Source organism: Lentzea terrae (assembly GCF_003265345.1).
Lineage (GTDB): Bacteria > Actinomycetota > Actinomycetes > Mycobacteriales > Pseudonocardiaceae > Lentzea > Lentzea terrae.
On record NZ_QFWW01000026.1, the window covers coordinates 472,877 to 498,002 of the forward strand.

Annotated in this window: 33 protein-coding genes; 21 read left to right on the forward strand and 12 right to left on the reverse strand. The window is 67.9% G+C overall.

Annotated features, from left to right (window positions below; translation table 11 throughout):
• The first annotated feature begins 9 nt into the window (after positions 1–9).
• Positions 10–384, forward strand: a complete 375-nt coding sequence (gene tatB, locus DI276_RS33865) for a Sec-independent protein translocase protein TatB (protein ID WP_112270959.1) — start codon at positions 10–12, stop codon at positions 382–384.
• 340 nt (positions 385–724) lie between these two features.
• On the opposite strand, the gene DI276_RS33870 is transcribed toward tatB, so the two are convergent.
• Positions 725–1,870 carry an Mrp/NBP35 family ATP-binding protein gene (locus DI276_RS33870; RefSeq protein ID WP_112270961.1) on the reverse strand — a complete coding sequence of 382 codons (1,146 nt, stop codon included), beginning with the start codon at positions 1,868–1,870 and terminating at the stop codon, positions 725–727.
• A 103-nt stretch (positions 1,871–1,973) separates the two neighbouring features.
• Between DI276_RS33870 and DI276_RS33875 the strand changes: the two genes are divergently transcribed.
• On the forward strand, positions 1,974–2,441 hold the full coding sequence (locus DI276_RS33875; protein ID WP_112270963.1) for a MarR family winged helix-turn-helix transcriptional regulator: 468 nt from the start codon (positions 1,974–1,976) through the stop codon (positions 2,439–2,441).
• The gene (locus tag DI276_RS33880) at positions 2,438–2,836 is read left to right on the forward strand and encodes an NUDIX hydrolase (RefSeq protein ID WP_112270965.1); all 399 of its coding nucleotides are present in this window, start codon (positions 2,438–2,440) and stop codon (positions 2,834–2,836) included. The genes DI276_RS33875 and DI276_RS33880 overlap by 4 nt, the downstream gene beginning before the upstream one ends.
• On the opposite strand, the gene DI276_RS33885 is transcribed toward DI276_RS33880, so the two are convergent.
• Genes DI276_RS33885 through DI276_RS33905 form a run of 5 tightly spaced genes read right to left on the reverse strand, consistent with a single transcriptional unit; the run spans position 2,826 to position 6,192 of the window.
• Positions 2,826–3,278 carry a hypothetical protein gene (locus DI276_RS33885; protein WP_198681070.1) on the reverse strand — a complete coding sequence of 151 codons (453 nt, stop codon included), beginning with the start codon at positions 3,276–3,278 and terminating at the stop codon, positions 2,826–2,828. The genes DI276_RS33880 and DI276_RS33885 overlap by 11 nt on opposite strands.
• Positions 3,275–3,760, reverse strand: a complete 486-nt coding sequence (locus DI276_RS33890) for a DUF1003 domain-containing protein (RefSeq protein WP_112270967.1) — start codon at positions 3,758–3,760, stop codon at positions 3,275–3,277. Before DI276_RS33890 ends, DI276_RS33885 begins: the two co-directional genes overlap by 4 nt.
• Positions 3,753–5,006: a magnesium transporter MgtE N-terminal domain-containing protein gene (locus tag DI276_RS33895; RefSeq protein ID WP_112270970.1), complete on the reverse strand. Its 1,254-nt coding sequence runs from the start codon at positions 5,004–5,006 to the stop codon at positions 3,753–3,755. The genes DI276_RS33890 and DI276_RS33895 overlap by 8 nt, the downstream gene beginning before the upstream one ends.
• Positions 5,007–5,020: 14 nt before the next feature.
• On the reverse strand, positions 5,021–5,857 hold the full coding sequence (locus tag DI276_RS33900) for an aminoglycoside phosphotransferase family protein (protein ID WP_112270972.1): 837 nt from the start codon (positions 5,855–5,857) through the stop codon (positions 5,021–5,023).
• The gene (locus DI276_RS33905) at positions 5,854–6,192 is read right to left on the reverse strand and encodes a hypothetical protein (RefSeq protein ID WP_232837096.1); all 339 of its coding nucleotides are present in this window, start codon (positions 6,190–6,192) and stop codon (positions 5,854–5,856) included. Before DI276_RS33905 ends, DI276_RS33900 begins: the two co-directional genes overlap by 4 nt.
• Before the next feature lie 110 nt (positions 6,193–6,302).
• Between DI276_RS33905 and DI276_RS33910 the strand changes: the two genes are divergently transcribed.
• Positions 6,303–7,262, forward strand: coding sequence for an HpcH/HpaI aldolase/citrate lyase family protein (locus DI276_RS33910; RefSeq protein ID WP_112270974.1), 960 nt, complete (start codon positions 6,303–6,305; stop codon positions 7,260–7,262).
• A 155-nt stretch (positions 7,263–7,417) separates the two neighbouring features.
• A complete protein-coding gene (locus DI276_RS50350; RefSeq protein ID WP_157985097.1) occupies positions 7,418–7,594 on the forward strand; it encodes a hypothetical protein in 177 nt (58 codons plus the stop codon).
• A 2-nt stretch (positions 7,595–7,596) separates the two neighbouring features.
• Here the strand turns inward: DI276_RS50350 and DI276_RS33915 are convergent, their stop codons facing one another.
• Positions 7,597–7,992, reverse strand: coding sequence for a DUF4190 domain-containing protein (locus DI276_RS33915; RefSeq protein ID WP_112270976.1), 396 nt, complete (start codon positions 7,990–7,992; stop codon positions 7,597–7,599).
• Positions 7,993–8,194: 202 nt separating this feature from the next.
• Here DI276_RS33915 and DI276_RS33920 point away from each other — a divergent pair, with 202 nt between their 5' ends.
• The 10 genes from DI276_RS33920 (at position 8,195) to DI276_RS33965 (ending at position 17,797) form a co-directional block, all read left to right on the forward strand.
• Entirely contained in the window at positions 8,195–9,391 is a 1,197-nt protein-coding gene (locus DI276_RS33920) for an acyl-CoA dehydrogenase family protein (protein WP_112270978.1), read from the forward strand.
• Positions 9,392–9,474: 83 nt separating this feature from the next.
• Positions 9,475–10,296, forward strand: coding sequence for a hypothetical protein (locus DI276_RS33925; protein WP_157985098.1), 822 nt, complete (start codon positions 9,475–9,477; stop codon positions 10,294–10,296).
• Positions 10,297–10,341: 45 nt separating this feature from the next.
• Positions 10,342–10,962 carry a hypothetical protein gene (locus tag DI276_RS33930; RefSeq protein ID WP_112270982.1) on the forward strand — a complete coding sequence of 207 codons (621 nt, stop codon included), beginning with the start codon at positions 10,342–10,344 and terminating at the stop codon, positions 10,960–10,962.
• Between the two features lie 37 nt (positions 10,963–10,999).
• Positions 11,000–11,596: a hypothetical protein gene (locus DI276_RS33935; protein ID WP_157985099.1), complete on the forward strand. Its 597-nt coding sequence runs from the start codon at positions 11,000–11,002 to the stop codon at positions 11,594–11,596.
• Positions 11,597–11,659: 63 nt separating this feature from the next.
• The gene (locus DI276_RS33940; RefSeq protein ID WP_198681071.1) at positions 11,660–12,220 is read left to right on the forward strand and encodes a general stress protein; all 561 of its coding nucleotides are present in this window, start codon (positions 11,660–11,662) and stop codon (positions 12,218–12,220) included.
• A 169-nt stretch (positions 12,221–12,389) separates the two neighbouring features.
• Complete coding sequence (locus tag DI276_RS33945) at positions 12,390–13,643, forward strand: ABC transporter substrate-binding protein (RefSeq protein ID WP_112270988.1); 1,254 nt, start codon at positions 12,390–12,392, stop codon at positions 13,641–13,643.
• The gene (locus tag DI276_RS33950) at positions 13,640–14,602 is read left to right on the forward strand and encodes a carbohydrate ABC transporter permease (RefSeq protein ID WP_112270990.1); all 963 of its coding nucleotides are present in this window, start codon (positions 13,640–13,642) and stop codon (positions 14,600–14,602) included. Before DI276_RS33945 ends, DI276_RS33950 begins: the two co-directional genes overlap by 4 nt.
• A complete protein-coding gene (locus DI276_RS33955) occupies positions 14,602–15,447 on the forward strand; it encodes a carbohydrate ABC transporter permease (RefSeq protein WP_112270992.1) in 846 nt (281 codons plus the stop codon). Before DI276_RS33950 ends, DI276_RS33955 begins: the two co-directional genes overlap by 1 nt.
• Positions 15,448–15,455: 8 nt before the next feature.
• Complete coding sequence (locus DI276_RS33960) at positions 15,456–16,640, forward strand: ABC transporter ATP-binding protein (protein ID WP_112270994.1); 1,185 nt, start codon at positions 15,456–15,458, stop codon at positions 16,638–16,640.
• Between the two features lie 269 nt (positions 16,641–16,909).
• A complete protein-coding gene (locus tag DI276_RS33965; protein WP_112270996.1) occupies positions 16,910–17,797 on the forward strand; it encodes an SDR family NAD(P)-dependent oxidoreductase in 888 nt (295 codons plus the stop codon).
• A 67-nt stretch (positions 17,798–17,864) separates the two neighbouring features.
• Here the strand turns inward: DI276_RS33965 and DI276_RS33970 are convergent, their stop codons facing one another.
• Positions 17,865–18,161, reverse strand: a complete 297-nt coding sequence (locus tag DI276_RS33970; RefSeq protein ID WP_112270998.1) for an ArsR/SmtB family transcription factor — start codon at positions 18,159–18,161, stop codon at positions 17,865–17,867.
• A gap of 50 nt (positions 18,162–18,211) precedes the next feature.
• Here DI276_RS33970 and DI276_RS33975 point away from each other — a divergent pair, with 50 nt between their 5' ends.
• From DI276_RS33975 to DI276_RS33990, 4 genes are all read left to right on the forward strand, one after another.
• The gene (locus DI276_RS33975) at positions 18,212–18,529 is read left to right on the forward strand and encodes an SMI1/KNR4 family protein (protein ID WP_112271010.1); all 318 of its coding nucleotides are present in this window, start codon (positions 18,212–18,214) and stop codon (positions 18,527–18,529) included.
• Entirely contained in the window at positions 18,516–18,749 is a 234-nt protein-coding gene (locus tag DI276_RS33980) for a hypothetical protein (protein WP_112271012.1), read from the forward strand. The genes DI276_RS33975 and DI276_RS33980 overlap by 14 nt, the downstream gene beginning before the upstream one ends.
• 89 nt (positions 18,750–18,838) lie before the next feature.
• On the forward strand, positions 18,839–19,834 hold the full coding sequence (locus tag DI276_RS33985) for a hypothetical protein (protein ID WP_112271014.1): 996 nt from the start codon (positions 18,839–18,841) through the stop codon (positions 19,832–19,834).
• The gene (locus tag DI276_RS33990) at positions 19,831–20,103 is read left to right on the forward strand and encodes a hypothetical protein (protein WP_157985100.1); all 273 of its coding nucleotides are present in this window, start codon (positions 19,831–19,833) and stop codon (positions 20,101–20,103) included. The genes DI276_RS33985 and DI276_RS33990 overlap by 4 nt, the downstream gene beginning before the upstream one ends.
• Here DI276_RS33990 and DI276_RS33995 read toward each other — a convergent pair.
• Entirely contained in the window at positions 20,100–20,960 is an 861-nt protein-coding gene (locus DI276_RS33995; protein WP_112271018.1) for a ParB N-terminal domain-containing protein, read from the reverse strand. The genes DI276_RS33990 and DI276_RS33995 overlap by 4 nt on opposite strands.
• A complete protein-coding gene (locus DI276_RS34000) occupies positions 20,950–21,618 on the reverse strand; it encodes a metallophosphoesterase family protein (RefSeq protein WP_112271020.1) in 669 nt (222 codons plus the stop codon). Before DI276_RS34000 ends, DI276_RS33995 begins: the two co-directional genes overlap by 11 nt.
• 64 nt (positions 21,619–21,682) lie before the next feature.
• Here DI276_RS34000 and DI276_RS34005 point away from each other — a divergent pair, with 64 nt between their 5' ends.
• Positions 21,683–22,759 carry a DUF2332 domain-containing protein gene (locus tag DI276_RS34005; protein WP_112271022.1) on the forward strand — a complete coding sequence of 359 codons (1,077 nt, stop codon included), beginning with the start codon at positions 21,683–21,685 and terminating at the stop codon, positions 22,757–22,759.
• On the opposite strand, the gene DI276_RS34010 is transcribed toward DI276_RS34005, so the two are convergent.
• A complete protein-coding gene (locus DI276_RS34010; RefSeq protein WP_112271024.1) occupies positions 22,743–23,120 on the reverse strand; it encodes a hypothetical protein in 378 nt (125 codons plus the stop codon). The two genes, DI276_RS34005 and DI276_RS34010, sit on opposite strands and share 17 nt — an antisense overlap.
• A gap of 140 nt (positions 23,121–23,260) precedes the next feature.
• Entirely contained in the window at positions 23,261–24,331 is a 1,071-nt protein-coding gene (corA, locus tag DI276_RS34015) for a magnesium/cobalt transporter CorA (RefSeq protein ID WP_112271486.1), read from the reverse strand.
• 291 nt (positions 24,332–24,622) lie between these two features.
• Here corA and DI276_RS34020 point away from each other — a divergent pair, with 291 nt between their 5' ends.
• Complete coding sequence (locus DI276_RS34020; RefSeq protein ID WP_112271026.1) at positions 24,623–25,126, forward strand: MaoC family dehydratase; 504 nt, start codon at positions 24,623–24,625, stop codon at positions 25,124–25,126.

The window sequence follows — 25,126 nt, forward strand, 5'->3', positions numbered from 1 at the left end:
CTGGGACCCGTGTTCGACAGCATCGGATGGGTAGAGATCCTCATCATCGTCGTCGCGGGTCTCTTCATCCTGGGCCCCGAACGCCTGCCGTCCGCGGCCGCCTGGCTCGGCAAGACCGTGCGCCAGGTCCGCGAGTACGCCACCGGCGCGCGCGAGCAGCTCAAGCAGGAGATGGGGCCGGAGTTCGAGTCGCTCCGCAAGCCGCTCGAGGACCTGCGGGAGCTGCGCAACTTCGACCCGAAGCGCGCGGTGACCAAGCACCTCTTCGACGACCCCGAGCCGACCAAGTCGAACGGCTACCCGACGCCGTCCACGCCGTCCGCGCCGGAACAGCGGCCGCTCGCACCTGGCGAGCGTCCGCCGTACGACCCGGACGCGACCTGACCGGGTGGCTCCTTGCTGCGACATCTATGTGCGGCTGCCGCGCCTGGATCGTCTCAAGGTTGAAAGCTTCCTCGACGCCCACATGGCGAACTGGCGGGAATCGCACGCGTTGACCTCGGAGGACGCCTCCGAGATCGTGGCAGCCGGTCTCTCCGGCTCCCCGTCCGGCGAAACGTTGTACTCGTCAGCAACCGGCGGACGCGTTGGCCGAGCAGTGGCTGGTCCGGCTGCTCGATGAAGTCGGCGCTCGGCAGGGGTTCGTGCAAGCCGAACAGCCACCACCGTTGACCGAGGCAGAGTGGCAGACCGAGATGGAGCGCGCCTACATCGCGCGATCCGTCTAGCGGCCGGCGGGCGACACGTTCAGCAGACGTCCCGCCAGCCCGCGCGACTTCACGGTCAGCTTCTTCGCCACATCACTGAGCACCTGAGCCGCAGCCGAGTCCGGCACAGCCTGCACGATCGGCGTGCCCGTGTCGCCGTTCTCGCGCAGCCGCGGGTCGAGCGGCACCTGGCCGAGCAGCGGCACCTCGGACCCGATGCTCTTGGTCAGCGACTCCGCGACGGCCTGTCCGCCGCCCGAGCCGAAGATCTCCGAGCGCGAACCGTCCGGCATCTCGAAGTAGGACATGTTCTCGATGACGCCCGCGACCCGCTGACGCGTCTGCAGGGCGATCGACCCGGCCCGCTCGGCCACCTCGGCGGCCGCGGCCTGCGGTGTGGTCACGACCAGGATCTCCGCGTTCGGCACCAGCTGCGCCACCGAGATCGCGACGTCACCGGTGCCGGGCGGCAGGTCGAGCAGCAGCACGTCCAGGTCGCCCCAGAACACGTCCGCGAGGAACTGCTGCAACGCGCGGTGCAGCATCGGCCCGCGCCACACGACCGGCGTGTTGCCCGGCGTGAACATGCCGATCGAGATGACCTTCACGCCGTGCGCCTGGGGCGGCATGATCATCTTCTCGACCTGGGTGGGCTTGCCGTCGGCGCCCAGCATGCGCGGGATCGAGTGGCCGTAGATGTCCGCGTCGACGATGCCGACCGACAGGCCGCGCGCGGCCATGGCCACGGCGAGGTTCACGGTCACCGACGACTTGCCGACGCCGCCCTTGCCGGACGCGACGCAGTACACCCGCGTCAGCGAGCCCGGCTGGGCGAACGGGATGACCGGCTCTTCCGTGCCGCCGCGCAGCGTCTTGCGCAGCTCGGTGCGCTGGGCGTCGCTCATCACGTCCAGGTCGACCCGCACGGAGGAGACGCCGTCCAAAGCCGAGACGGCCGCGGTGACGTCCTTGGTGATCTTGTCCCGCATCGGGCAGCCCGCGACGGTCAGGTACACGCCGACCACGACGTTGCCGTCGGAGCCCACCTCGACGTCCTTGACCATGCCGATCTCGGTGATCGGGCGGCGGATCTCGGGGTCCTGCACACCGGCGAGCGCCTTGCGGACGTCCTCGACGGTGGGGAGGGGCTGCGTGGTGGTCACCCAGCCATGCTACGTCCGGTTCACGCCCGTCCTACCGGCCGGTCACTTTCGAGCACAGGCCCAGGTCGTAGTGGGGTCGGCGCTGTCCGTAACATCGACGTCCGTGCCGGAAACGGGTAGTTCCCGATTGCCCACCCGTGTCGAGCTCGGGGTGTGGCGATCGTTTCTCCGCGCGCATGCACGGATCACGAGGGTCCTCGAGGCCGAACTGATTGCTGAGCAGCGCCTTTCGCTCGCGGCGTACGACGTGCTGGTTCAACTGGCCGAGACGCCTTCCATGCGCATGCGCATGACTGAACTGGCCGACGCCGTCCTGCTGTCCCGCTCCGGCGTGACCCGCCTGGTGGACCGCCTGGAACGGGCGGGTCTGGTCGGACGCGAACGCGCCGACGGTGATGGACGCGGCATCGTGGCCGTGCTCACACCGCTGGGCGCCGAACGTCTGCGCAGTGCGTCCGCCACCCACCTGGCGGGCGTCGCCGAGCACTTCGGGGAGAGCTTCGGGCCCGGTGAGCTCGAGGCCTTCGGCCGCACGTGCGACCGCCTGGCCGCGGACGACGTGTTTCCGTGATCACGGTGGTGGGGCTGGTGCACGTCGAGGCTGGCCGCCTCCTCGTTGTGCGCTCACGCAACAAGAAGGCCTTCTACCTGCCGGGCGGCAAGATCGAGCCGGGCGAGTCCCCCGCCGACGCCCTGCGCAGGGAGGTCAAGGAAGAGCTCGGGATCGAACTGGAGCGGCCGGTCGTGCTGAAGCGCTACGTCGCCCCCGCGTACGGGGAGGGCGAGGGTGCGATGGTCGACATGACGTGTTTCACGGCGCGGCTTCAGGGCACACCGCGGCCGACGAGCGAGATCGCCGAACTGACCTATGTGAACCGGGACGAGTACCGGTCGCACGTGGAGACGGCGCCCGCGATCCACGAGGTCCTGGCAGACCTGGTCGCGAGTGGACAGATCAGCGCGTGATCCGGCGCACTTCCGCCATCACGTCGGCGTCCACATCGGCCTCGCTGAGCGTCGTGACGCCGAGGCTGTCGTAGACGTCGTCCAGCAGGGCGAGTTCGGCGGCGAGTGCGATCCGGTCGTGGCCGCACGTGCGGTGCACCCACCTGGTCAGGTCTCGTGGTGCCAGTTCGCCGGAGAGCGTGCGGCGGGCCATCGCCCGCAGACCGGCTTCTTTCCCGGCCTCGGTGCCGTGATCGTGGTGTTCGAGGCCGAGTTCTCGCAGTGCTTCCTCCAGCACGTGCATGTCGAAGCCTTCCCGGACGGACGCGGCGGCGAGCCTGCTGACCGCAGGACCGTCGACGCCGGCCACGAGCAGATCGCACGCCGCGAGCACGACATCGCCCGCTGACTTCTCCTGCACCGACCAGAGCGCGACGACGTCGCCGAACTCCTCGACCGTCACGGCCGCACCTTGCGCACGTTGTTCTGCTCCTTCACCAGCTTCTCCAGCTCACCCCGGATGAAGTCGCGCGTCGCCACCTCACCCAGCGCCAGCCGCACCGCCGCCAGCTCCCGCGCCAGGTACTCGGTGTCCGCCTTGGTCTGCGCCGCCCGAGCCCGGTCCTCCTCCAGCGACACCCGGTCCCGGTCGTCCTGCCGGTTCTGCGCCAGCAGGATCAACGGCGCGGCATAGGCGGCCTGGGTCGAGAACGCCAGGTTCAGCAGGATGAACGGGTACGGGTCCCACTGCAGGGACAGCGCGAACAGGTTCAGCACGATCCAGGTGATGACGAGCAGCGTCTGCCAGAACAGGAACTTCCCGGTCCCCAGGAACCGCGCGAGCCGTTCGGACAACTGACCGAACGTCTCCGGGTCGACCGAGAAGCGGAAGCCCCGCGGCTCGCGCGGCTGGTCGAGTCTGCGCCGCGGCAGCAGTTCAGGCATGGCTCAGTCCCGTCTCGCGCCAGTTGTCCGGCAGCAGGTGGTCCAGCACGTCGTCGACGGTCACCGCGCCGAGCAGGTGCTCCGCCTCGTCGGTGACCGGGGCGCACACCAGGTTGTAGGTGGCGAAGTAGCGCGTGACGTCGCTCAGCGAGGCGTCCGGTGGCAGGCGCACGAGCGACGTGTCGAGCACGCCGGCGACCAGGTCGGACGGCGGTTCGCGCAGCAGCCGTTGGATGTGCACGCAGCCCAGGTATCGCCCCGTCGGGGTTGCGGAGGGCGAGCGGCACACGAACACCATCGACGCCAAAGCAGGAGTCAGGTCGGGATTTCGCACTCGTGCCAGCGCTTCCGCGATCGTCGCGTCCGGCGTGAGGATGATCGGTTCCGGGGTCATCAGACCGCCGGCCGTGTCGAACGAGTACTCCAGCAGCCGGCGGACCGGTTCGGACTCCTCCGGTTCCATCAGCTCCAACAGCCGGTCCTTGGTGCCCTCGGACAGCTCGCCCAGCAGGTCCGCCGCGTCGTCCGGGTTCATCGCCTCCAGGATGTCCGCGGCGCGTTCCTCGTCCAGGTGCGACAGGACGTCCTTCTGGTCCTCTTCGGACAGTTCCTCGATCACGTCCGCGAGCCGCTCGTCGTCCAGTGCGTCGGCGACCTCGTGGCGGCGTTTGGGCGGCAGTTCGTGCAGGGCGTGGGCCACGTCGGCGGCGCGCATGCCCTCGAAGACGGCGACGAGTTGCTGCGCGCCCTGCGGCTGGCCCGCCAGCTCGTTGACGCTCAGGCCGCCGACGTCCTCCCACCGGAACACCTGCGTCGGGCCCTTGAAACCGAACCTGCCGGTGCGCTGGCGGGCGGCGACGCGCACCATCCGCCAGTCGCGGGTGCGGGTCAGCTCCATCGCGGCGTCCACGACGACGGCCGTGGAGCCGTCCTCCAGCTCGATCTTGGCGTCGAGCAGTTCGCCGATCACCAGCACCTCGTTGACGCGCTGGTGGAACGGCCGCAGGTTCACGGACCCGGTCGCGAGCGTCACGGCGTTCGGCTCGACCGAGGTGAGCCGCAGCATGGGCACGAAGATCCGCCGACGCGTCACCAGCTCGACGACCAGGCCGAGCACGCGCGGCGGCTGGCGGTCGATCCGGAGACTGATCACGACGTCGCGGGCCTTGCCGACGGGTTCGCCGTCGGGGCCGAAGACGGGAAGTCCGGCCAGCTGAGCGATGTAAACCCGGTTCACTGCCACCACATGACCAGGCTAGATCAGGTTCTGACCGCCCACCCGGCGATCTCGGCGCAGTTCTCCGCTACGTCCGGCAAGTCCTCTTCGAGCCCCCAGATCCAGTTCGCGACGGCGCGGTACAGCGTCCAGTCCCGCGCCTTCGCCACGTCCAGCTCGCCCGCGTCGCACAGCGCCAGGAACCGGTCGGTCAGTCCCTTCCGGCCGTCCAGCTCGTCGAACCTGTTCCACAGCAACGGAATCATGCAGTACTCGGGATCGCCGGACAGCGGCTTCGGGTCGATCACCAGCCACGGTTCGCGGTCGCCGCGCAGCACGTTCTCGTAGTGCAGGTCCTCGTTGACGAGCGTCGTGCCCATCGGCCTGTTGTCGGCAATGTCACGTGCGGCGTCGAGCAGCTTGCGGGGGATGGCCGGGTGGTCCGCCAGCTCGCTCGAGAACCGGCGGATCTCGTCAGGCGCCTGGATTCCGCGGTGCCGGCGCAGCAGCTCGCCGATCACCCCGACCGCCAGCTCGATCGGTTCGTCGTCGAGCGAGTGCGGGTCCAGCCGTTCCAGCAGCAGCGCGCCGAGCTCCTCGTCGAAGTCGAGCAGCTGCACGGCGCCGTTGCCGTCGTAGAGCCTGAGTGCGAGCGGCTCCTGTTTCGTTTCCTCGTCGATCCAGGTCAGCTTGAGCACTGCGGGGTGCCCGTCCGCCCGGCGAACCGGGAGCACGATCGCGCAGAACCCGTTCATCAGCGCGCCGTCCGGGGTCAGCTGCCACTGCGCGCACGCCTTGGTGGCGAGCTTGGGCAGTCTCGCTACCCACTCCGGGGCACCGTCGCCAAGACCCTCGCCGAAGCCCTCCGGCACGGTGATCATGCGCTGAACTCCAGCCGGTACACCGCTTCCCAGTCCGGTTCGGTGTTGAGGCGGGCGGTTCTGAGCGCCTGCGCCGTCTCCTCGTCCGGCTCGGTGAGGTGCGCGGTGGCGGTGGCGTCGATGAGGTGCGAGTGCGTGCTGGGGGAGCGCACGGTGACGGTGACCTGCGCTCCTTCGGTCAGCCCCGGCACCTGTTGTTCGGTGCCGCCGGTGATGACCCACAGCGCGTCGGCACGCCAATGCGCGTGCACGAGACGGGGTTCGTGGCCGGGTGAGGTGATCCAGACGGCCGCCGCTTTGCGCAGGGCCGCGTCGAGGACTCGAGTGATCTCCACCGGTTCAGCCTGCCAGGCTTTGTGAAACGGGACTCAGCGAATATGCGCCCGGAGATGATGCGTGCCACTGTGGCGCACATAGTTACCGGCCGGTACGAGGAGGTACTCCAGTGGTCGACCAGCAGCGTCCCCGTCGCTCGTGTCTGGCGGTTCCAGGTTCGAGCCAGAAGATGATCGACAAGGCGCGCACGCTGCCGGCGGACCAGGTGTTCCTGGACCTGGAGGACGCCTGCGCCCCGCTGGCCAAGCCGGACGCCCGCAAGACCATCGTCGCGTCCCTGAACGAAGGCGGCTGGGGCGACAAGGCCCGCGTCGTGCGCGTCAACGACTGGACGACGGAGTGGACCTACCGCGACGTCACCGAGGTCGTCGAGGGCGCCGGTGCGAACCTCGACTGCATCATGCTGCCGAAGGTGCAGACGCCGGAGCAGATCGTCGCGCTCGACTTCCTGATCACCCAGATCGAGAAGACGATGGGCTACGAGGTCGGCAAGATCGGCATCGAGGCCCAGATCGAGAACGCCCTGGGCCTGAACAACGTCAACGCGATCGCCACCGCGTCCCCGCGCGTCGAGACGATCATCTTCGGCCCGGCCGACTTCATGGCGTCCATCAACATGAAGTCGCTGGTCGTGGGCGAGCAGCCGCCCGGCTACGACGTCGGCGACGCCTACCACTACATCCTGATGCGGATCCTGATGGCCGCGCGGGCCCACGACAAGCAGGCCATCGACGGTCCGTACCTGCAGATCCGCGACGTCGAGGGCTACAAGCGCGTCGCCGGTCGTTCCGCGGCGCTGGGCTTCGACGGCAAGTGGGTGCTGCACCCCGGCCAGATCGACGCGGCCAACGAGGTGTTCAGCCCCAAGCAGGACGACTACGACCACGCCGAGAACATCCTCGACGCGTACGCCTACTTCACGTCCGAGGCGGGCGGTAAGCGCGGCGCGGTCATGCTCGGCGACGAGATGATCGACGAGGCGTCCCGGAAGATGGCTCTGGTGATCTCGGGCAAGGGGCGCGCGGCGGGCATGTCGCGCTCGAACATCTGGACCCCGCCGGAGGACTGAGTTCCTCGGTTTCCGTTACGGATTGTGCGCTACTTCACCTGAACCATTACAGGACGTGTTCGACCGTCACAGGTTGCATTCAAAACGGGTGAAGTGGCGCACAATCCGTCACCGAAGTTTGCGATCGGCCCCGGGGTGCGGTGCATGCTCGGGGCATGTCACGTTCGAATAACGGCAAGGCGAGCAGACGGTTGCGGCTCTTCAAACGCCGCGAAGACGACCTGCTCGAGCGCAGCTTCCGCAGCTGCCCGGGATGCGATGCCGACGTCCACGTGTTCGCCGACGTCTGCCGCCACTGCGGTGGCGCGCTGGAGATCGCCCTCGCGGGCTGAGCTCAGTAGGTGTTCGAGTTTGCTGCCGCGATGATCGCGATGAGGATGATCGCCGCGTAGAGCACCCAGCCGACGATGACGACGTAGCCGATGATCACGCCCGCGAGCGCCATGCCGCGGCCGTCCTCCTCACCCCGCTTGATCCGGCCCATCGCGATGTGGCCGAAGATGACGCCGACGATCGCGGTGACACCGCAGGTCGCGAGGCCGATGCAGGACAGCACGAGCGCGAGGATCGCGTTCGTCTGCGACTTGGGCGGGGGCGGCGGGTAGCCGTAGCCGCCGTACATGGGCTGCTGGCCGTACATCGGCTGGCCGTAGGGCTGGCCGGGCTGCTGGCCCGGTTGCTGGCCGTACGGGTCGCCCGGCTGCTTCGGGTTGTACGGGTCGTGCGTCATCGCTGCTCCCCCTGTAAGTGGTGAGCCGGGATCTTAAGGTCCGTCGCTCCAGTTCGTCGCGTGTGGGTGCGCGATTCCACCAGTCAGGGATGCTGTCTCGGTACAGCGGACGTGACTGTGTTGTGGAGAGCACATCGCGGTCGCAAACGGGCGTTAACCGGTCCATACTCGCCGGTAACTCAAGCCTTGGAAGGGAAGTGCGATGGCGCGCCTCGCCCAGACCGCGGGTCTCACGGACATCCAGGAAGAAATCCTCGCGACCGTTCGCACGTTCGTGGACAAGGAGATCATTCCGCACGCCCAGACGCTGGAGCACGGCGACACGTACCCCGCCGACATCGTCGAGGGCATGAAGGAGATGGGCCTCTTCGGCCTGACGATCCCGGAGGAGTACGGCGGCCTCGGCGAGTCCCTGCTGACCTACGCGCTCGTCGTCGAGCAGATCGCGCGCGGCTGGATGAGCGTCTCCGGCGTCATCAACACGCACTTCATCGTGGCGCACATGCTCAAGCAGCACGGCACGCCCGAGCAGAAGCAGAAGTACCTGCCGCGCATGGCCGCCGGCGAGGTGCGCGGCTCGTTCTCCATGTCCGAGCCCGAGCTGGGTTCCGACGTGGCGGCGATCCGCACGCGGGCCACCAAGTCCGGTGACGGGTACGCCATCAGCGGTCAGAAGATGTGGCTGACGAACGGTGGCACGTCGAACCTGACCGCGGTGCTCGTGAAGACCGACGAGGGCGCCGAGAAGCCGCACCAGAACCTCACGACGTTCCTGGTCGAGAAGCCTGAGGGGTACGGCGAGGTCCTGCCGGGCCTCACGATCCCCGGCAAGATCGACAAGATGGGTTACAAGGGCGTCGACACCACGGAGATGGTGTTCGACGGCTTCGAGATCCCGGCCGAGCAGATCCTGGGCGGCGTGTCCGGCCAGGGCTTCCGCCACATGATGGACGGCGTCGAGGTGGGCCGCGTGAACGTGGCCGCCCGCGCGTGCGGCATCGCGATCCGCGCCTTCGAGCTCGCGATCGAGTACTCCCAGCAGCGCAGGACGTTCGGCAAGGCCATCGCGGAGCACCAGGCCATCGCCTTCAAGCTCGCCGAGATGGCCACCAAGGTCGAGGCGGCGCACCTGATGATGGTCAACGCCGCGCGGCTCAAGGACTCGGGCCAGCGCAACGACGTCGAGGCCGGCATGGCCAAGCTCATCGCGTCCGAGTACTGCGCCGAGGTGACGCAGGAGGCCTTCCGCATCCACGGCGGCTACGGCTACTCCAAGGAGTACGAGATCGAGCGCCTGATGCGCGAGGCCCCGTTCCTGCTGATCGGCGAGGGCACCTCGGAGATCCAGAAGACGATCATCTCCCGCGGCCTGCTCCGCGACTACCAGTCGCGCGGCTAGAGCGGATTCGTCCGTTAGGGGTCACTCTTTCACGAGAGTGGCCCCTAACGGTTTTTGCCTGCGGGCCATAGGGTTCGCTCACCTTGAGCACAGATCTGACGCTTCCGAGACCTGTGTCGCCGCCGCACGTCGTCCGCATGGAGCTGGACACGTTCTCCGTCGTCGACCGTCCCGCGCTGGCCACCTGGTTCGGCGCCGTGTTCACCGACCTGCTCGCGCCCCTCTGCCCGGCCTCGGTCGAGGAGCTCGTCTCGGTGGCGCGCGACTACCGCCCATCCGACACAACTCCTTGGGGCCCACCGGGTTACGCCCGCCTGCTGCTCTCTTCGGGTGACTTCACCCGTCCGTCGTGGGAAGCCGCACTGTCGGATCTGCCTTCGTTCCTGCGCGTGCAGCTCGTCCAACTCGACTCCCAGGGCCTGCCCCTGGTGGACGGTGGCTGGTGCGCGGAGATCCTGTTGAAGGACGATCCGGCCTTCCCGCACCAGGTCGTGGTCACCGCCTCCGGCTCGTTGTTCGGCGGCTGGATTTCCCATGCCGTACAACAAGATTGGCTCTCAATGTTTCGCTCGGGCGCCTCGCTCGTGCGCGCGTCGGGCGGCTGGATCACGCTGGACCGAGTCGGCGTGCGCACTGCACACGAGGTCTCCGTGGGCGTCGGCCTCGACGAATCTCTTTTCATGGCAGCGGAGTTGGCGCGCGGCGCGCACTGGGCCACGTTGCTCGGCCCGCGTCAAGTCGCTGCTTTGGGTGGTGTGCAACAGGTTTGCTCCACCGCGCCCTGCCACTCGGTCTCGGACCTGGGCGGCGGGCGGATTCTGCTGCAGCTCACCGAGCACCTCGACGACGTACCCTCGGAGGCGGTGGAGGCGCTGGCCAAGTTCCTGGCGCCGGTGTTGCACTGAACCTGGGGTATTCCGTTGCAAGAGCTTCCTTGGCGAACCGGCCTGATGTTCGGGCTCCGGAGCTACGGTGCCGGTCACTCCGAGCTGAGGATGTTCGCCCGCACAGGTCCTGAGCACCGCATCGGCGTGATGCTCCTGTTCGAGGGCACCGGCATGATCAAGCTGAGCACGCGCTCCTACCCCGACGCGGTGCTGCGGCTGGCCGGGGACCACGAGATCGACGAGTTCCGCGAGCTGGAGTGGCGGCACGAGCTCTGGCTGGCACTGGAAAGCCCGTCCCGCACGGGATACATCTCGTGCGGCCGAGTCTCCGCTCGCGAGGTGAACTTGACGGACCGTCGAGTGGAGGCGAACGGCCGCTTGCTCATGTCGCTCAACTACGAGACGCACCGGTCCACCCTTCCGGCGCCGGCCCGGCAGCCTCCGCGTGAGCTGGACGGCGCGCAGGTGGACCAGTTCGCGCTGGTCGGCCCGCTGCAGCGACCGCGGGGAACCTCGCCGGCCACTGCCTTCGCCGTGACCAGGGACGGCGACACCTGGCGGCTCCTGCACTGCGACGACGACTGGAACATCCTCGGTTCCTCCACGCACGAGGGCGCCTACAGGGCGATGCGGCAGGCGGCGACCGAGTTCGAGGCGCTGGAGTTCCTGGAGATGGCGCGCTGACAGGCGGGATTCCGTCGGCCCTGGCACTCTGTGGTTGATGAGGCCTTCGCCCAAAACCGACGTCCTGGTGGCCGTGGACACCGCGCTGCGGCCAACGGGCTTCGTCCGCCGCGGCCACGTCTGGCTCCAGGACCGCGGCGACGGCGCCTTCGGCTGGCTCGGGTTCGGCATCTCGGGCTCCCTCGACCTCACCCCGCTGGTCGGCGTCTGCTTCCAGCGCTACGACGAGGTCTGCCGCGCTCTCGGCGGCACGGCGACCACCCCGCTGATCTCGACGCCGCTCGGTTGCCTGATGGGCGAGAAACCCGTCTGGCGGTGGACGTTCGAGCCGGGCGGCGACCACGCACCCGTCGCCGAGGCACTGGTCGGCGCGTTCCTGAAGCACGGCAAGCCGTACATCGACACGTACGCGAAGTGGGACACGTTGGCGCGCGAGCTCGTCGCGAAGCCCGAGTCACTGCTCGACTTCGAACGGGCGCGCAAGCTCTCGATCATCCACGTGCTCAACGGCAACGCGGGCGCGGCCCGTGAGGTGCTGAAGAAGGAACGCGAGCGCGTGGCGGACCACTCGGACGTCTACGCGCGGTCCTACCGGTCGTTCGCGCACCGGTTCGAGCTGCTGTTTCGCGGCTGACCGAACGTGAACCCGGCAAAGTACCCGTAGGCGTCTCAGCACGCCGCACCGGGCACTGGCAGGATGGAACGATCAGCGCGTCCGACAGAGGTGGTCCCTGTGACGAGTCCGTTCGCCAACCCGAACCGGCCCGGCGTCCCGCCCCGCCTGCCCACCCCGCCCACGGGGTGGCCGATCGGCTCGTACGCCACGTACGAGGAGGCGCAGCGCGCGGTCGACTTCCTTGCCCTTGAAGACTTCCCGGTGCAGGACATCACCGTGGTCGGCGTCGACCTGATGCTCGTGGAACGGGTCACGGGCAAGCTGACGTGGGGGCGCGTCCTCATGACGGGCGCGGCGAGTGGCGCCTGGTTCGGTCTCTTCGTGGGCCTGTTGCTCACGCTCTTCAGCCCGGAACCCGGAGTGACGGTCGGGCCCGTGCTGACCGGTCTGATCACCGGTGTGTTCTTCGGGCTCGTGTTCGCGGCGGTCGGGTACGGGTCGGCGCGCGGCAAGCGGGACTTCCAGAGTGCGAGCCAGCTGGTGGCCGGGAGGTACGACGTGCTTTGCCACCCGAAATCGGCGGAAAAGGGCCGTGACCTGCTCGCGAAGCTCGCGATGCGGCCTGGGAGCCCTGGCAATTGAGATAACAACACGCTCATTGGTTCTGAATCGTTGCTTCCCTTGGTTGCGGCTCCTGATCACCGGGCCTAGGTTCGGTTGACCGGTCTGCCCGGTGCGGCCGGTGGCACGACGAGGTGCCGGGCAGAAGGTGGTCTGGCTCCTCCGTGTAGTCGGGAAGGAGGCAGGGCCGATGGGTGGGACACGGCGCTATCGACTTGCCGCCGGAGTGGGAGCCGCGGTGCTCGCGGCAGGAACCCTCACGGCGTGCGGGTCGGGCGACGGCGGCATCACCGTCAACGTCTACAAGTATCCCCAGGAGAACTTCCAGGCCATCGTCGACAGCTGCAACTCGAAGGCCGGTGGGCGTTACAAGATCGTCTACAACAAGCTGCCGCGTGAGGCCGACGGTCAGCGCGAGCAGATGGTGCGCAGACTTGCGGCAGAAGACGACAGCATGGACGTGCTCGGGCTCGACGTCACGTGGACTGCGGAGCTGGCGAAAGCGGGCTGGATCAAGGAGTTCACCGGCTCGGTCAAGTCGCAGGTGGAGACCGGCACGCTGAAGACGCCGCTCGACACGGCGACCTACGAGGGCAAGTTGTACGGAGCGCCGGACAACACGAACGTCCAGCTCCTGTGGTACCGCTCGGATTTGGTGCCCACGCCGCCGAAGACGTGGGACGAGATGATCTCCATGGCCGAGGCGCTGGTGGCGGAGGGGAAGCCCGGCCGGATCGTGGGGCAGGGCAAGCAGTACGAAGGGCTCGTCGTGCTGTTCAACACCCTCGTGAACTCCAACGGCGGCACCATCCTCGATGAGAACGGCACCAAGGCCATCATCGACGACAAGGCCGTGCAAGCGTTGGCGGCGTTGAAGAAGCTGGCCACGTCGAAGGCGATCGACCCGTCGTTCTCCAACGCGGCCGAGGACAACGCGCGGCTCGCCATGGAAGGCGGCAACGCGGCGTTCCAGCTCAACTGGCCGTACGTCTACGCGGCCGCGCAGAAGAAGCCGGACTTCGCCAAGAACTTCAAGTGGGCGCCGTACCCCGCGTTCGGTGGTGACGAGGCGAAGGTCACCGTCGGCGGCATCAACTACGCCGTCAGCAACTACACCACGCACCCGGACGAGTCGTTCGACGCGGTGTTGTGCTTGCGCGGCGCGGAAAGCCAGAAGCTCGCCGCGCTCAAGGACGGTGTGCCGCCGACCATCGAGGCCGTCTACGACGAGCCCGAGATGGCCGAGGCGTACCCGATGCGCGACGACATCAAGGAGACGCTCAAGAACGCGAGTGTGCGGCCGCGCACGCCCGCCTACCAGAACGTCTCGACGGTCATCTCCACGATCCTGTCGCCGCCCGCGAGCATCGACCCGCAGGCCACGGCGGACCGGCTGCGCAAGGAACTGCAGGACGCTCTCGACTCGAAGGGGGTGCTGCCGTGAGTCACGCGACCACAGAAGACACGGCGACGACCGGGACAGCGCCGGAGAAATCCGTTGCCCCCAAGAAGAAAGCCGCGCTGAGCGAGGGCAAGAGGGCCGAGCGCAAGCTCGGCTGGCTGCTCTGCGCGCCGGCCGCGCTCACCATGATCGCGGTGACCGGCTGGCCGATCCTCTACTCGCTGCTGCTGTCGATGCAGCGGTTCGACCTGAAGTTCCCGGACCGCACCGAGTGGATCTGGTTCGACAACTACGTCACAGTGCTCAGCAACCCGTACTGGTGGAACGCGGTGTGGGTGACGGTGCTGCTCACCGTGGTCACGGTCGCGGTCGAACTCGTGCTCGGCATGGCGCTCGCGCTGATCATGCACCGGGCGCTGGTCGGTCGCGGCATCGTCAGGACGACGACGCTGATCCCGTACGGCATCGTCACGGTCGTGGCCGCGTTCTCCTGGCGCTTCGCCTGGACGCCCGGCACCGGCTACCTCGCCGAGGCGCTCGGCGGTGAGCCCGTGCTCACCGAGAAGATCCCGGCGCTGCTGGTCGTGGGTCTCGCGGAGATCTGGAAGACCACGCCGTTCATGGCCCTGCTGCTGATGGCAGGCCTCGCGCTCGTGCCGGACGACCTGCTCAAGGCCGCCGCGATGGACGGCGCGAGCGGGTGGCAGCGGTTCATCAAGATCACCGTGCCGATCATGAAGCCGGCGATCCTGGTGGCACTGCTGTTCCGCACGCTCGACGCGTTCCGCATCTTCGACAACCTCTTCGTGCTCACCGCGGGTTCGCAGGGCACGTCGTCGGTGTCGATGCTGACCTACAACAACCTCATCAAGGGCTTGAACCTCGGTATCGGATCGACGATGTCGGTGCTGATCTTCATCATGGTCGCGGTCATCGCGTTCGTGTTCATCAAGCTCTTCGGCACCGCTGCTCCCGGCAGCGACGACGGGGGGAAGCGCTGATGGCTGGAATCGGAGGAGCCGAGACCACCGGCAAGAGGGTCGGCTGGGGTCTGCTCAACGCGGTCGTCGTGATCTACGCGCTGTTCCCGGTGCTGTGGATCGTGTCGCTGTCGTTCAAGTCGTCGAAGACGTTGGCGGACGGCAACTTCATCCCGCGCGAATGGAGCTTCGAGAACTACCAGAACATCTTCTCGACGACCGAGTTCACGCGGGCACTGATCAACTCCATCGGCATCGCCCTCATCGCGACCGCGATCGCCGTGGTGTTCGGCACGATGGCCGCCTACGCCATCGCCAGGCTGGACTTCCCCGGGAAGAACCTGCTGGTCGGCGTCTCGCTGCTGATCGCGATGTTCCCGCAGGTCTCGCTGGTGTCGCCGTTGTTCGAGATCGAGCGCTCGCTCGGCCTGTTCGACACGTGGCCCGGCCTGATCCTGCCGTACATCACGTTCGCGCTGCCGCTCGCGATCTACACCCTGTCGGCGTTCTTCCGCGAGATCCCCTGGGAGCTCGAGAAGGCGGCGAAGATGGACGGTGCGACGCCGGGGCAGGCGTTCCGTCGCGTCATCGCGCCGCTGGCCGCACCGGGCGTGTTCACGACGGCGATCCTGGTGTTCATCTTCTGCTGGAACGACTTCCTGTTCGCGATCTCGCTCACCTCGACCGAGCAGTCGCGGACCGTGCCGGTGGCGCTGTCGTTCTTCACCGGCAGCTCGCAGTTCGAGGACCCGGCCGGCTCGATCGCGGCGGCCGCCGTCGTGATCACCATCCCGATCATCCTCTTCGTGTTGTTCTTCCAGCGCCGCATCGTCGCGGGCCTGACCTCCGGCGCCGTCAAGGGGTGAGCTGACAAATGGCAGAGATCGTTCTGGACAAGGTGAGCAAGAGGTATCCCGACGGCGCGCTCGCCGTGCAGGAGGTCAACCTCGAGATCGCCGACGGCGAGTTCATCATCCTGGTCGGGCCGTCCGGCTGCGGGAAGTCCACCACCCTCAACATGATCGCGGGCCTGGAGGACATCACCGAGGGCGAGCTGCGCATCGGCGGGCAGCGCGTCAACGAGAAGGCGCCGAAGGACCGCGACATCGCGATGGTGTTCCAGTCCTACGCGCTCTACCCGCACATGACGGTGAAGGAGAACATGGCCTTCCCGTTGCGGCTGGCCAAGGTCGACAACGCGACCGTCGAGCGCAAGGTGAGCGAGGCGGCCGAGATCCTGGACCTCACGCAACATCTTGAGCGCAAACCGTCCAACCTGTCCGGTGGTCAGCGGCAGCGCGTCGCGATGGGGCGCGCGATCGTGCGCAACCCCAAGGCGTTCCTCATGGACGAACCACTGTCCAATCTGGACGCAAAGCTGCGCGTGCAGATGCGCACCTCGGTGTCGCGCCTGCAGAAGCAGCTGGGCACGACCACCGTCTACGTGACGCACGACCAGACCGAGGCGATGACCCTCGGCGACCGGGTCGTCGTCATGCGCGGCGGTGTCGTGCAGCAGATCGGCGCGCCGCAGTTCCTCTACGAGCACCCGGCGAACCTGTTCGTCGCGGGCTTCATCGGCTCGCCGTCGATGAACTTCGTGCCGGCGACGCTGGAGAACGGCTCGCTGCGCTCGGTCCTCGGCGACTGCACGCTGACGGACCGGGTGCGGCAACTGGTGGAGGGTGCCGACGCGCCCCGCGAGGTGATCATGGGCATCCGCCCTGAGCACTTCGAGGACGCTGCTCTCGTGGACGCCGCCGTGCTGGCGGCCGGCGGCAAGTTCACCTCCCAGGTGGACGTGCTGGAGTCGATGGGCTCGGACAAGTACGCCTACTTCAACCTCACCGGTGAGCAGGCGGCGTCGGCCGAGCTGCAGGAACTGGCGGCGGACGCGGGATCGGACGACGTGCCGGGTGACGGCATCTCGCTCGTGACGCGGTTGTCGTCGGCGTCCGGCGCGGTGGAGGGAGCCTCGGCGGACATCTGGTTCGACGCGGACAAGGTGCAGCTCTTCGACCCGTCCAGCGGCAGGAACCTGACCTACACGGAACGGTGAATTCTCGTTTTCCGGGCCGCCTTCCCCGCACGGGGAAGGCGGCCTCTTTTGTCACTCGATCGGATTAGGCCTAAAGCCCTTGGTCCGGACGGGCTGACCAGTCGGGGCCAACTGCCGGGCAGAACTCGGTTCGCCATTGGGCGCTCGGCAGCGACATCTCATCGAAACATCCGATCCATCGCTCCGGTTCGTCCGCACGCTTGTCGAAGGCGGGTACAGGACCACAGGGGGGTTCCGGGGAACCGCCGCCGAGTGAAAGAGAGCGCGCAATGGGGATCCTGGACGGAAAAGCGGTAGTCATCACGGGGGCCGGCCGCGGCTTGGGTGAGGCCTACGCGATGCACGCTGCCCTCGCGGGTGCATCGGTGGTGGTCAACGACAACGACGGCGACCTGGCAGAACGGGTCGCGGAGCACATCCGCGGGTACGGCGGCCGTGCCGTCGCCTCGACCCACACGGTCGCCGACCCGAGCGAAGCAGCCAAGATCGTCGACCTGTGCGTCGACGAATTCGGCCGCATCGACGGCCTGGTGAACAACGCGGGCCTGAACTACGAGACCGCGCCGTGGGAAGACGATCCCGAGACGATCAAGCACGTGGTCGAGGTGAACGTCCTCGGCGTCATCTACGTCGGAATCGCGGCGATGCGGGCGATGCGCGGCTTCGGCGGCGGTTCCATCATCAACATTTCGTCCGGCGCCTCCTTCGGTCAGCGCAAACTCGCCACCTATTCCGCGACCAAGGGCGCGGTGGCCTCGTTGAGCTACTCGTGGGCCCTCGACCTCGAGTCGGAAGGCATCCGCGTCAACGCCGTGTGCCCGGTCGCGCACACGCGGATGGTGTGGAAGTCGGAACGCTCCCTGCGCGCCATTCCAGCCGACCGGACGCCGGGCAAGGTGGCGCCGCTCGTGCTGTTCCTGCTCTCGGACCGCGCCGAGGGCATCACCGGTCAGGTCATCCGCTGCAACGGGCGTCAGCTGCACATCGTGGGGCAGCCGTACTTCAAGCAGCCGATCCTGGAGAGCGACAACTGGGACACCGCTTCGGTGGAGCGGGCGTTCACGGGCGTGCTGCAGGCCCACCTCGAACCGTACGGGCTGGAGAAGAGGATGCCTCCCCGGCTGCGTGCGCTGGTGGAGCCTTCGCAGACCGCCTAGCTCGGTGGATAGAAGTGTTGCCACCTGATCGTCGGGTGGCAACACTTCTATCCGTGGCCGAGGTCGTTCATGGGGTCTCCAGTCGCGGTGCGGCGAGGTGGTCGCGCCAGAAGCGGCGGTACGGGGTGATCCAGTCGTCGATGCGTTGCAGGCCATCGGGTTTGAGGGCGTAGATGCGGCGCTGGCCGTCTGGGCGGACCTCGACCAGGCCCACCTCGCGCAACACGCGGAGGTGGCGCGACACGGCGGGCTGGGTCAGGGTCGGCAAGCTGTCGACGAGTTCGCCCGCGGTGCGGTCGCGTTCGGCCAGCAGGCCCAGCAGGTGGCGGCGGTTGGGTTCGGCCGCGGCCTCGAAGACGTCCACGAACGGAAGATAACGCCAGGCTTATATAAGCGCAAACGTATACCAGTGGCGTGGACAGTTTGGCGAGGTTGCAAGCGCTGGTCCCGTCACCTGAGCAGCCGCATCTCGGGGAGCGTTCCTGGGAACGGCTCGCTGGCGAGCTGGGAACGCGGCTTCCGGCCGACTACGTGGCACTGATGGAGATCTACGGCGGCGGGGCGTGGTCGGAGTGGCTGCGGCTGTGGGCCTCGCTCGACCCCGGTGAGCTGGGGCTTGTGGCGCGGTCGGCGGTGACTCTCGCTGCCGAGCGGGCGGGGAAGGAGACGGTTCCGCAGTACCACCCGTTGCCTCTGTGGGCCGGAGTCCGGCGGTTGGTTGCCGTTCGGTGACTCGATCGACGGTGACCAGATCGGCTGGCTCACGTCCGGCTCGCCGGACGAGTGGCGGTTGCAGCTCGTGCCGCGGCACGCTGAGCAGGGGCCTCCGTTGTCCGAACCCCTCGCCGACGTGTTGCTGGGGTGGCTGCAGGGGCGCCTGCGGGTGGCGGGGCTGTACCGGTTCGACAAGGACGAGCTGGCGGACGCCGCCACGTTCTGGTCACCGAGCTAGTTGATCACCACCTGGGTGGCCGGGTCGTGTTTCAGCACGTCACACGGATGGCTGCGGAAATTGTCAGACCTGGCTGTCACCATCGGGGCATGGCTGAGCGCAAACCCAGAGTCACCGACTGGCGACTCGTCGTGCAGTCCCGGTTGGACCGGGTCCGCGCGGATCTGGCTGCGCTCGGACCGTCCGACCCGGTCGATCCCGAGGGCGACGTGTGGCGGCGCACGGCCGTGGAGCAGGCGGCGGTGGTGGACGCGATGCTCAGCGCCCGGGAGCCGTGGTGGCGGATGGTGCCGTCGTGGTGGTCGGGCTGGCACATCGAACGGGCCTGGCGCGCCCTGCACGAGGCCGAGGTGGCGGCGATCTCGGCCGAGCGCGGGTTTCTGGGGCGGTTGCCGGGGTTGCAAGCGAGGGTCGCGCAGTACCTGGACGACGACGACCCGCGGCGGCGGGCGCTGGAGGCGTTGCGGCCGGGGGAGTTCACGCCCGCGGTGGAGCGCGCGATCGTGGTGGACGCGCTGCGGGCGGCCTACGACAACTCGGACTTCGCCCACGCCGGCTCGCGGGCGTTGCGCAACAAGCTGATCGCGGCCTCGCTGGTGCTGTTCGTCATCAACACGGTGCTGGGCGTCGTGGGCATCGTGAAGCCGGGGATCATCCCGCTTTGCGTCGATCCCAAGGAGAACGCGCTGCCGACGGTCTGCCCCGGCGGGACGGCCAAGGCGTCCGGCGTGGACGTGTGGCTGGTGCAGGTGCTCGGCTCGTTCGGCGCGGTGCTGGCCGCCGTCGTGCTGCTCTTACGCCGCCGGCCATCGCTCTCGCCGTACGTGATGATCGGCTACCAGGCGCTGATCAAGATCATGCTCGGTGCGGCACTCGCGGTGGTCGGGATTCTGGCGCTCGGAGCCGGTGTCACGAGCGGGTTGATCGGCATACCTTCGGCGGCCGCGCTGCTGTTGTGGGCGGTCATCTTCGGGTACGCACAACAGATCGGCACTCGGTTGCTGGACAAGTACACCGACGAGGTGCTGGACCAGGCGCGGCCGCTGCCGGAGGCGCCGGACGGTCCTCGGGTGGCGCCGCGATGAGCGTGTCCGAGCGGGTGGCGGCGCGGGTCGGCCGCGACTTCGGTGCCGCGGCGGGTGAGGCCCTCGAAGCGCTGGCCCTGGCCGAGACCGGCAGCCAGGAGGTGGAGCGGATCCACGCGGCGCTCGTGCTGATGGCGGAGGGCAGCATGGACCGGTTGTGGCAGGCCGTCGAGCTGAGCGCGCTGGACTGGCGCGACGTGCTCATGAACGGTGGCCTGGCGAACTGGGACTGGCCGGAGGTGCTGGACCGCGAGTTCCCAGAGCCTTAACCTCGGCGGCCGTGTGACTGCGTTTCCTCGCGCACGGCGTTGATGACGTCAGCGTCCCACCGGTGCGTGCGGATGAGGCGGTACCGCTCCGCCGCCACCCACATGTAGGCCTCGGTCTCGGTCCGGTCGCCGATCATGTCCGCCTGCCGCAGCATCGCGACGACGGGCTGGTACTCCTCGGCGTACCAGCGGCGCGCGACCTCGCCGCGGTCCAGGAACGAACCCGAGTCCTGCATGAGCCGGAAGCCCCAGGCCTCGATGTGCTCACCGAGCTCGGCGTAGTCCCACGGGTCGGACAGCACGACGGCGGCACGGGACTCGCCGCTCAACGGCACCCGCTCCAGGAACAACCGCCGGTAGTCCTTCACGATCAGGTCGCCGCGGTACCGGATGCCGGCGGCGTTCACGCGCGTGATCACCTGGGTCACGTAGGCGTCGATCACCGTCAGGCCCAAAGCGTGCGCCACGGACACGCGGTGGTGCCCGTCGATGATGAAGTGCAGCTCGCCGATCCGGTACACCTCGATCGGCGGCACGTTCTCACCTCGCCGCGCGGCCAGCGCCAGCCGTTGCCAGCGCTCGCGCACGCGGCCGGAGGTGGGGCGGAAGCGGCGGTCGAAGTCGCGGGTGCGGTCGACGCTGCCCACGATCGAGTCCAGCCGGATCGACTGCAGGCCGAGGCGCTTCTCGGACACCATGCCGAGGGCCTCCACGACCTCGTGGAACGGCAGCATGATGTTCACGTCGTCCGGCTCACGGCGCAGCCAGGCCGCCAGGCGCGACATCACCTGACGACGGCGGGCCCGCAGGAAGTCGTTCTCGGCGTCGGCCACGGGGAAACCGGTGTCACGTCTCATCGCGAGCTCCCGAGATGTCCAGCACCTTGTACGGGACCACGTTCACCACGCGCGTCGAGCCCAGAACCCTGTCCGGCCGCGGTACGCCGTGTGGATGGATGTGGCCGTGCAGCAGCAACGAAGGCTGCAGCCGCGAAACGAGCGAACCAAGACAAGCGAAGCCCCGGTGCGGTGCGTCGGGTTCGTCGCCGCAGTCCAACGGCGGTGAGTGGGTCAGCAGCACGTCCACGCCACGTCCGTCCCGCAGCCTGCGCCACCCGGCCAGCCGGGACACCCGGCGGGCGCGGCGGGCCTGCTGCCGTTCCGTCCACTGGTTCGGGCCCTTGTTGTAGCGGATCGAACCACCGAGACCGGCGATGCGCAGGCCGGCGACGTCGATCACGCGTTCGTCCGCGTTCACCGCACCGGTTGGACCTGGCCAGCGCACCGGGACACCTGCTTGGGTCCACAGGCCGCGCACGTTCGAGTAGCCGGAGAGGTCCACGTCGTGGTTGCCGGGGACGAACACCAGCGGCTTGTCCAGCGCGTTGGCCAGGAACTCCAGGTAGTCGAACGGGAGATCGCCGGCCGCGACGATCAGGTCGACGTCGAACGAGTGCACCTGATCGGTCCACAGCTGTTCGACCACCTCGTCGGCCACCGCCAGAATCCTGGGCATCCCAGCAGCGTAATTAAGCTTTCCCCAGATGACGCGGGACAGCCCTGCCACTAGCGTCAACGCTGTGCTTGCCGAGCTGTTCGCCGCGGCCGCGAACGGATGCCGCGACCGCAGTCCGCTGACCCATCGACTCCTCGACGACGCTGCCGACGACCTCAGGCAGGGCGGCGTCACGACCAAGATCATGGCGGGCTCCGAGCGCGACCGGGAGGGCTCCGTGCCCGGTCTGCGGTTCGCGGGCGCCGTGCACCGGCTCGTCCTCGAAGGGCTCGCACCGGAGCTCGCGAAGCACTACCCGTCCGTCGGGGGCCAGCCGCACCTGCCGACGCTGTGGGAGGACGCGCTGCCCGCGCTCAAGGAGCACGCGGACCTCCTGCGGTACCGGATCACCGCCACGGTCGTGCAGACCAACGAACCCGGCCGCAGCGCGCCCCTCTACGGCGGCCTGCTGGTCGCCGCGCAGGAGGCGGCGCGAGCGGCCGGGCGGCACGTGCCGTTCTGCGTGCGGTTGCTGGAGGTCGGCGCGAGTGGCGGGCTCAACCTGCGACCGCACCACACCGGCTACCAGCTGGAGGACCGGGTCCTCGGCGATCCGGACAGCCTGCTCGTGCTCGACCCCGAGTGGACCGGCAGGCCACCGGCGGACCTCGACCACCGGCTGCGCGTCGTCGGGCGCGCCGGCTGCGACCTCCACCCGGTCGACGTGTCCACAGAGGACGGACGGCTGCACCTCAGCTCGTTCGTCTGGGCGGACCAGCTCGACCGGTGGAACCGCCTCAGGGACGCGCTGGACCTCGCCGCGACGGATCCGGTGAAGGTCGACCAGTCGGCGGGCCCCGAATGGCTCGCGAAACAGCTCGCCAGAGTCGAACGCGACGTGCTCACCGTGGTGTGGCATTCCGTGGTGTGGCAGTACGTCTCGCCGGCCGACCGGGCGATGGGACGGGCGGTGCTGGCCGACGCGGCGGCGAAGGCCACGCCCACGACACCGTTGGCGCTGCTGGTGTTCGAGCCGCGCAGGGAGATCGACTACAAGTTCGCGCTGATGCTCAAGCTCTGGCCGGCCGGGATCTCGCTGTCACTCGGCGTCGGCGAGGGCCACGGCATCCCCTTCACCTGGAACGTCACCCCCTGGGAGTGATCACCGGGTTGATGACGTAGCGCCCGTCCTGCGACTCGACGGGCAGCTTGAACTCCGAACGGATGCCGTCGCGCGTGTAGAGCACGACGACGGCACCGTCACGGTAGAAACCGCCCTCGACGCGAGCGGACGAGAAGTGCTCGGTGGTGGACTTCGCGACGTCCTCACCACCAATGGCGAGCAACGGCTGCAGCTGGTGGAAGTCGTTGGCGCGCAAGGCGTTGGTCACCTCGGCCGCCAACTGTTCCGGTGAGTCCTCGCCGGGGTCCGGCCAGCTCGCGATGGAGATGACGACCATCGTGAGCCAGCTGACGGCGAACACCAGGATCCAGAAGCGCAGGTTGCTCAGCTGACGGCGCACGTCAGGGCGTTCCGCTGATCAGCACGAACACGGTGGTGATCCAGCAGAGCAGAAACGCGAGGATCCAGAAGCGGATGTTGGTGAGCAGTCTGGTCATGACAAAGCCTCCCTACGACGAACAAAGCGAGCGAAAACGAGGACTAGAGCCAGCGATTTCGGCGCAATATTCGGTAGAGCGTCAGGCAGGCGATGAGGACCAGGCTCATCACCAGGGGATAGCCGAACTTCCACTTGAGCTCGGGCATGTAGTCGAAGTTCATGCCGTACACACCGACGACCATGGTGGGCACGGAGATGATCGCGACCCACGAGGTGATCTTGCGCATGTCGGTGTTCTGCTGCAGCGTGATCTTCGCGAGCGTCGCGTCGACCAGCGTGGTCAGCAGCTCGTCGAACGCCGTGACGCGCTCGGACACCTCGGTGAGGTGGTCGTCGACGTCGCGGAAGAACGCGCGGACCTGCTCGGGGATGAGCGGCGTGTAGCCCTCTGCCAAGCGGCGCAACGGGTTCGCGAGCGGCATCACCGCGCGGCGCAGCTCGACCACCTCGCGCTTGAACATGTAGATCTGCTCGGCGCTGACCTCGGTGCGCGGCGCGAAGACCCGCTCCTCCATGCGGTCGATGTCGTCCTCGATGTGGTCGGTGACCTCGAGGTAGTTGTCGACGACGTGGTCGGCGATCGCGTGCAGGACCGCGGCGGGGCCGATCTCCAGCTGCTCCGCGTCGGCCTCCATCTCGTGGCGCAGCTTGGAGAGCCCGGAGTGGTTGCCGTGCCGCACGGTGATGACGAAGTCCTTGCCGAGGAACACCATGATCTCGCCGGACTCGACGATCTCGTTGGCGGTGTCGGGGGACTCGTTGGTCACGTAGCGGACGGTCTTGAAGACCATGAAGAGCGTGTTGTCGTACCGCTCGAGCTTCGGGCGCTGGTGCGCGTGCACCGCGTCCTCGACGGCGAGCTCGTGCAGCCCGAACGTCTCCGCGATGCCCTCGATCTGCTCGGCGTCCGGCTCGTGCAGGCCGATCCAGACGAACCCGTCCTTGCGCTTGCGCACTTCCTTGACGGCGTCGGCGTGCGTCCAGCGGCCGGGCAAGCGCTTGCCGTCGACGTAGACCGCGCAGTCGACCACATAGTGCGACAACGGCACGGTGATATGCGGCGCAGGGCGCTGCTGAGCGCCGCGTCCGCGGATCGAGGGCAAGCTGGGCATGGTGAGTTCCTCCAGGGCCACACGTCGTCGTTCAGGTGCACGCAAGCACGACGGGCGTCCCTACCGGGGGAAACTCGAACGGTCTAGAACGATCTAGCCGGCCACCTCGGTGAGGACGCGCTTGGTACTGGCAGGGTGGGGGTCCTTGCTCATTTAGGGGTCCTCACCTCCTCGGGGCGAAGGTCACTGGTGGTGGAAATCCTCACACACCGGTTGCCGAGGGTACTCCCTCCGCGTAAAGACTGTCTCCCCACCCGAGACAGATCTCGATCACACGTAGTTGGAGGCGCGGTGCAGTTCGGTCGGTACTACGAGGAGTTCGAGGTCGGAGCGGTCTACAAGCACTGGCCGGGCAAGACGGTCACGGAGTACGACGACCACCTGTTCTGCCTGCTCACGATGAATCACCATCCGCTCCACATGGATGTGAACTACGCGGAGAACACGACCGACTTCAAGAAGAACGTCGTGGTCGGCAACTACATCTACTCGTTGCTGCTGGGCATGTCCGTGCCCGACGTCTCCGGCAAGGCGATCGCCAACCTGGAGATCGAGTCGCTGCGGCACGTGAAGCCGACGTTCCACGGTGACACGATCTACGGTGAGACCGAGGTGCTCGACAAGACGCCGTCCAAGTCGAAGGACGACAGGGGCGTGGTCTACGTGGAGACTCGCGGCTACAAGCAGGACGGCACCGTCGTGTGCATCTTCCGGCGCAAGGTCATGGTGCCGAAGAAGTCCTACGGTGACGCACGTGGCGGCGAGCAGCCGGGACGCCCTGAACCCAAGGAGTGA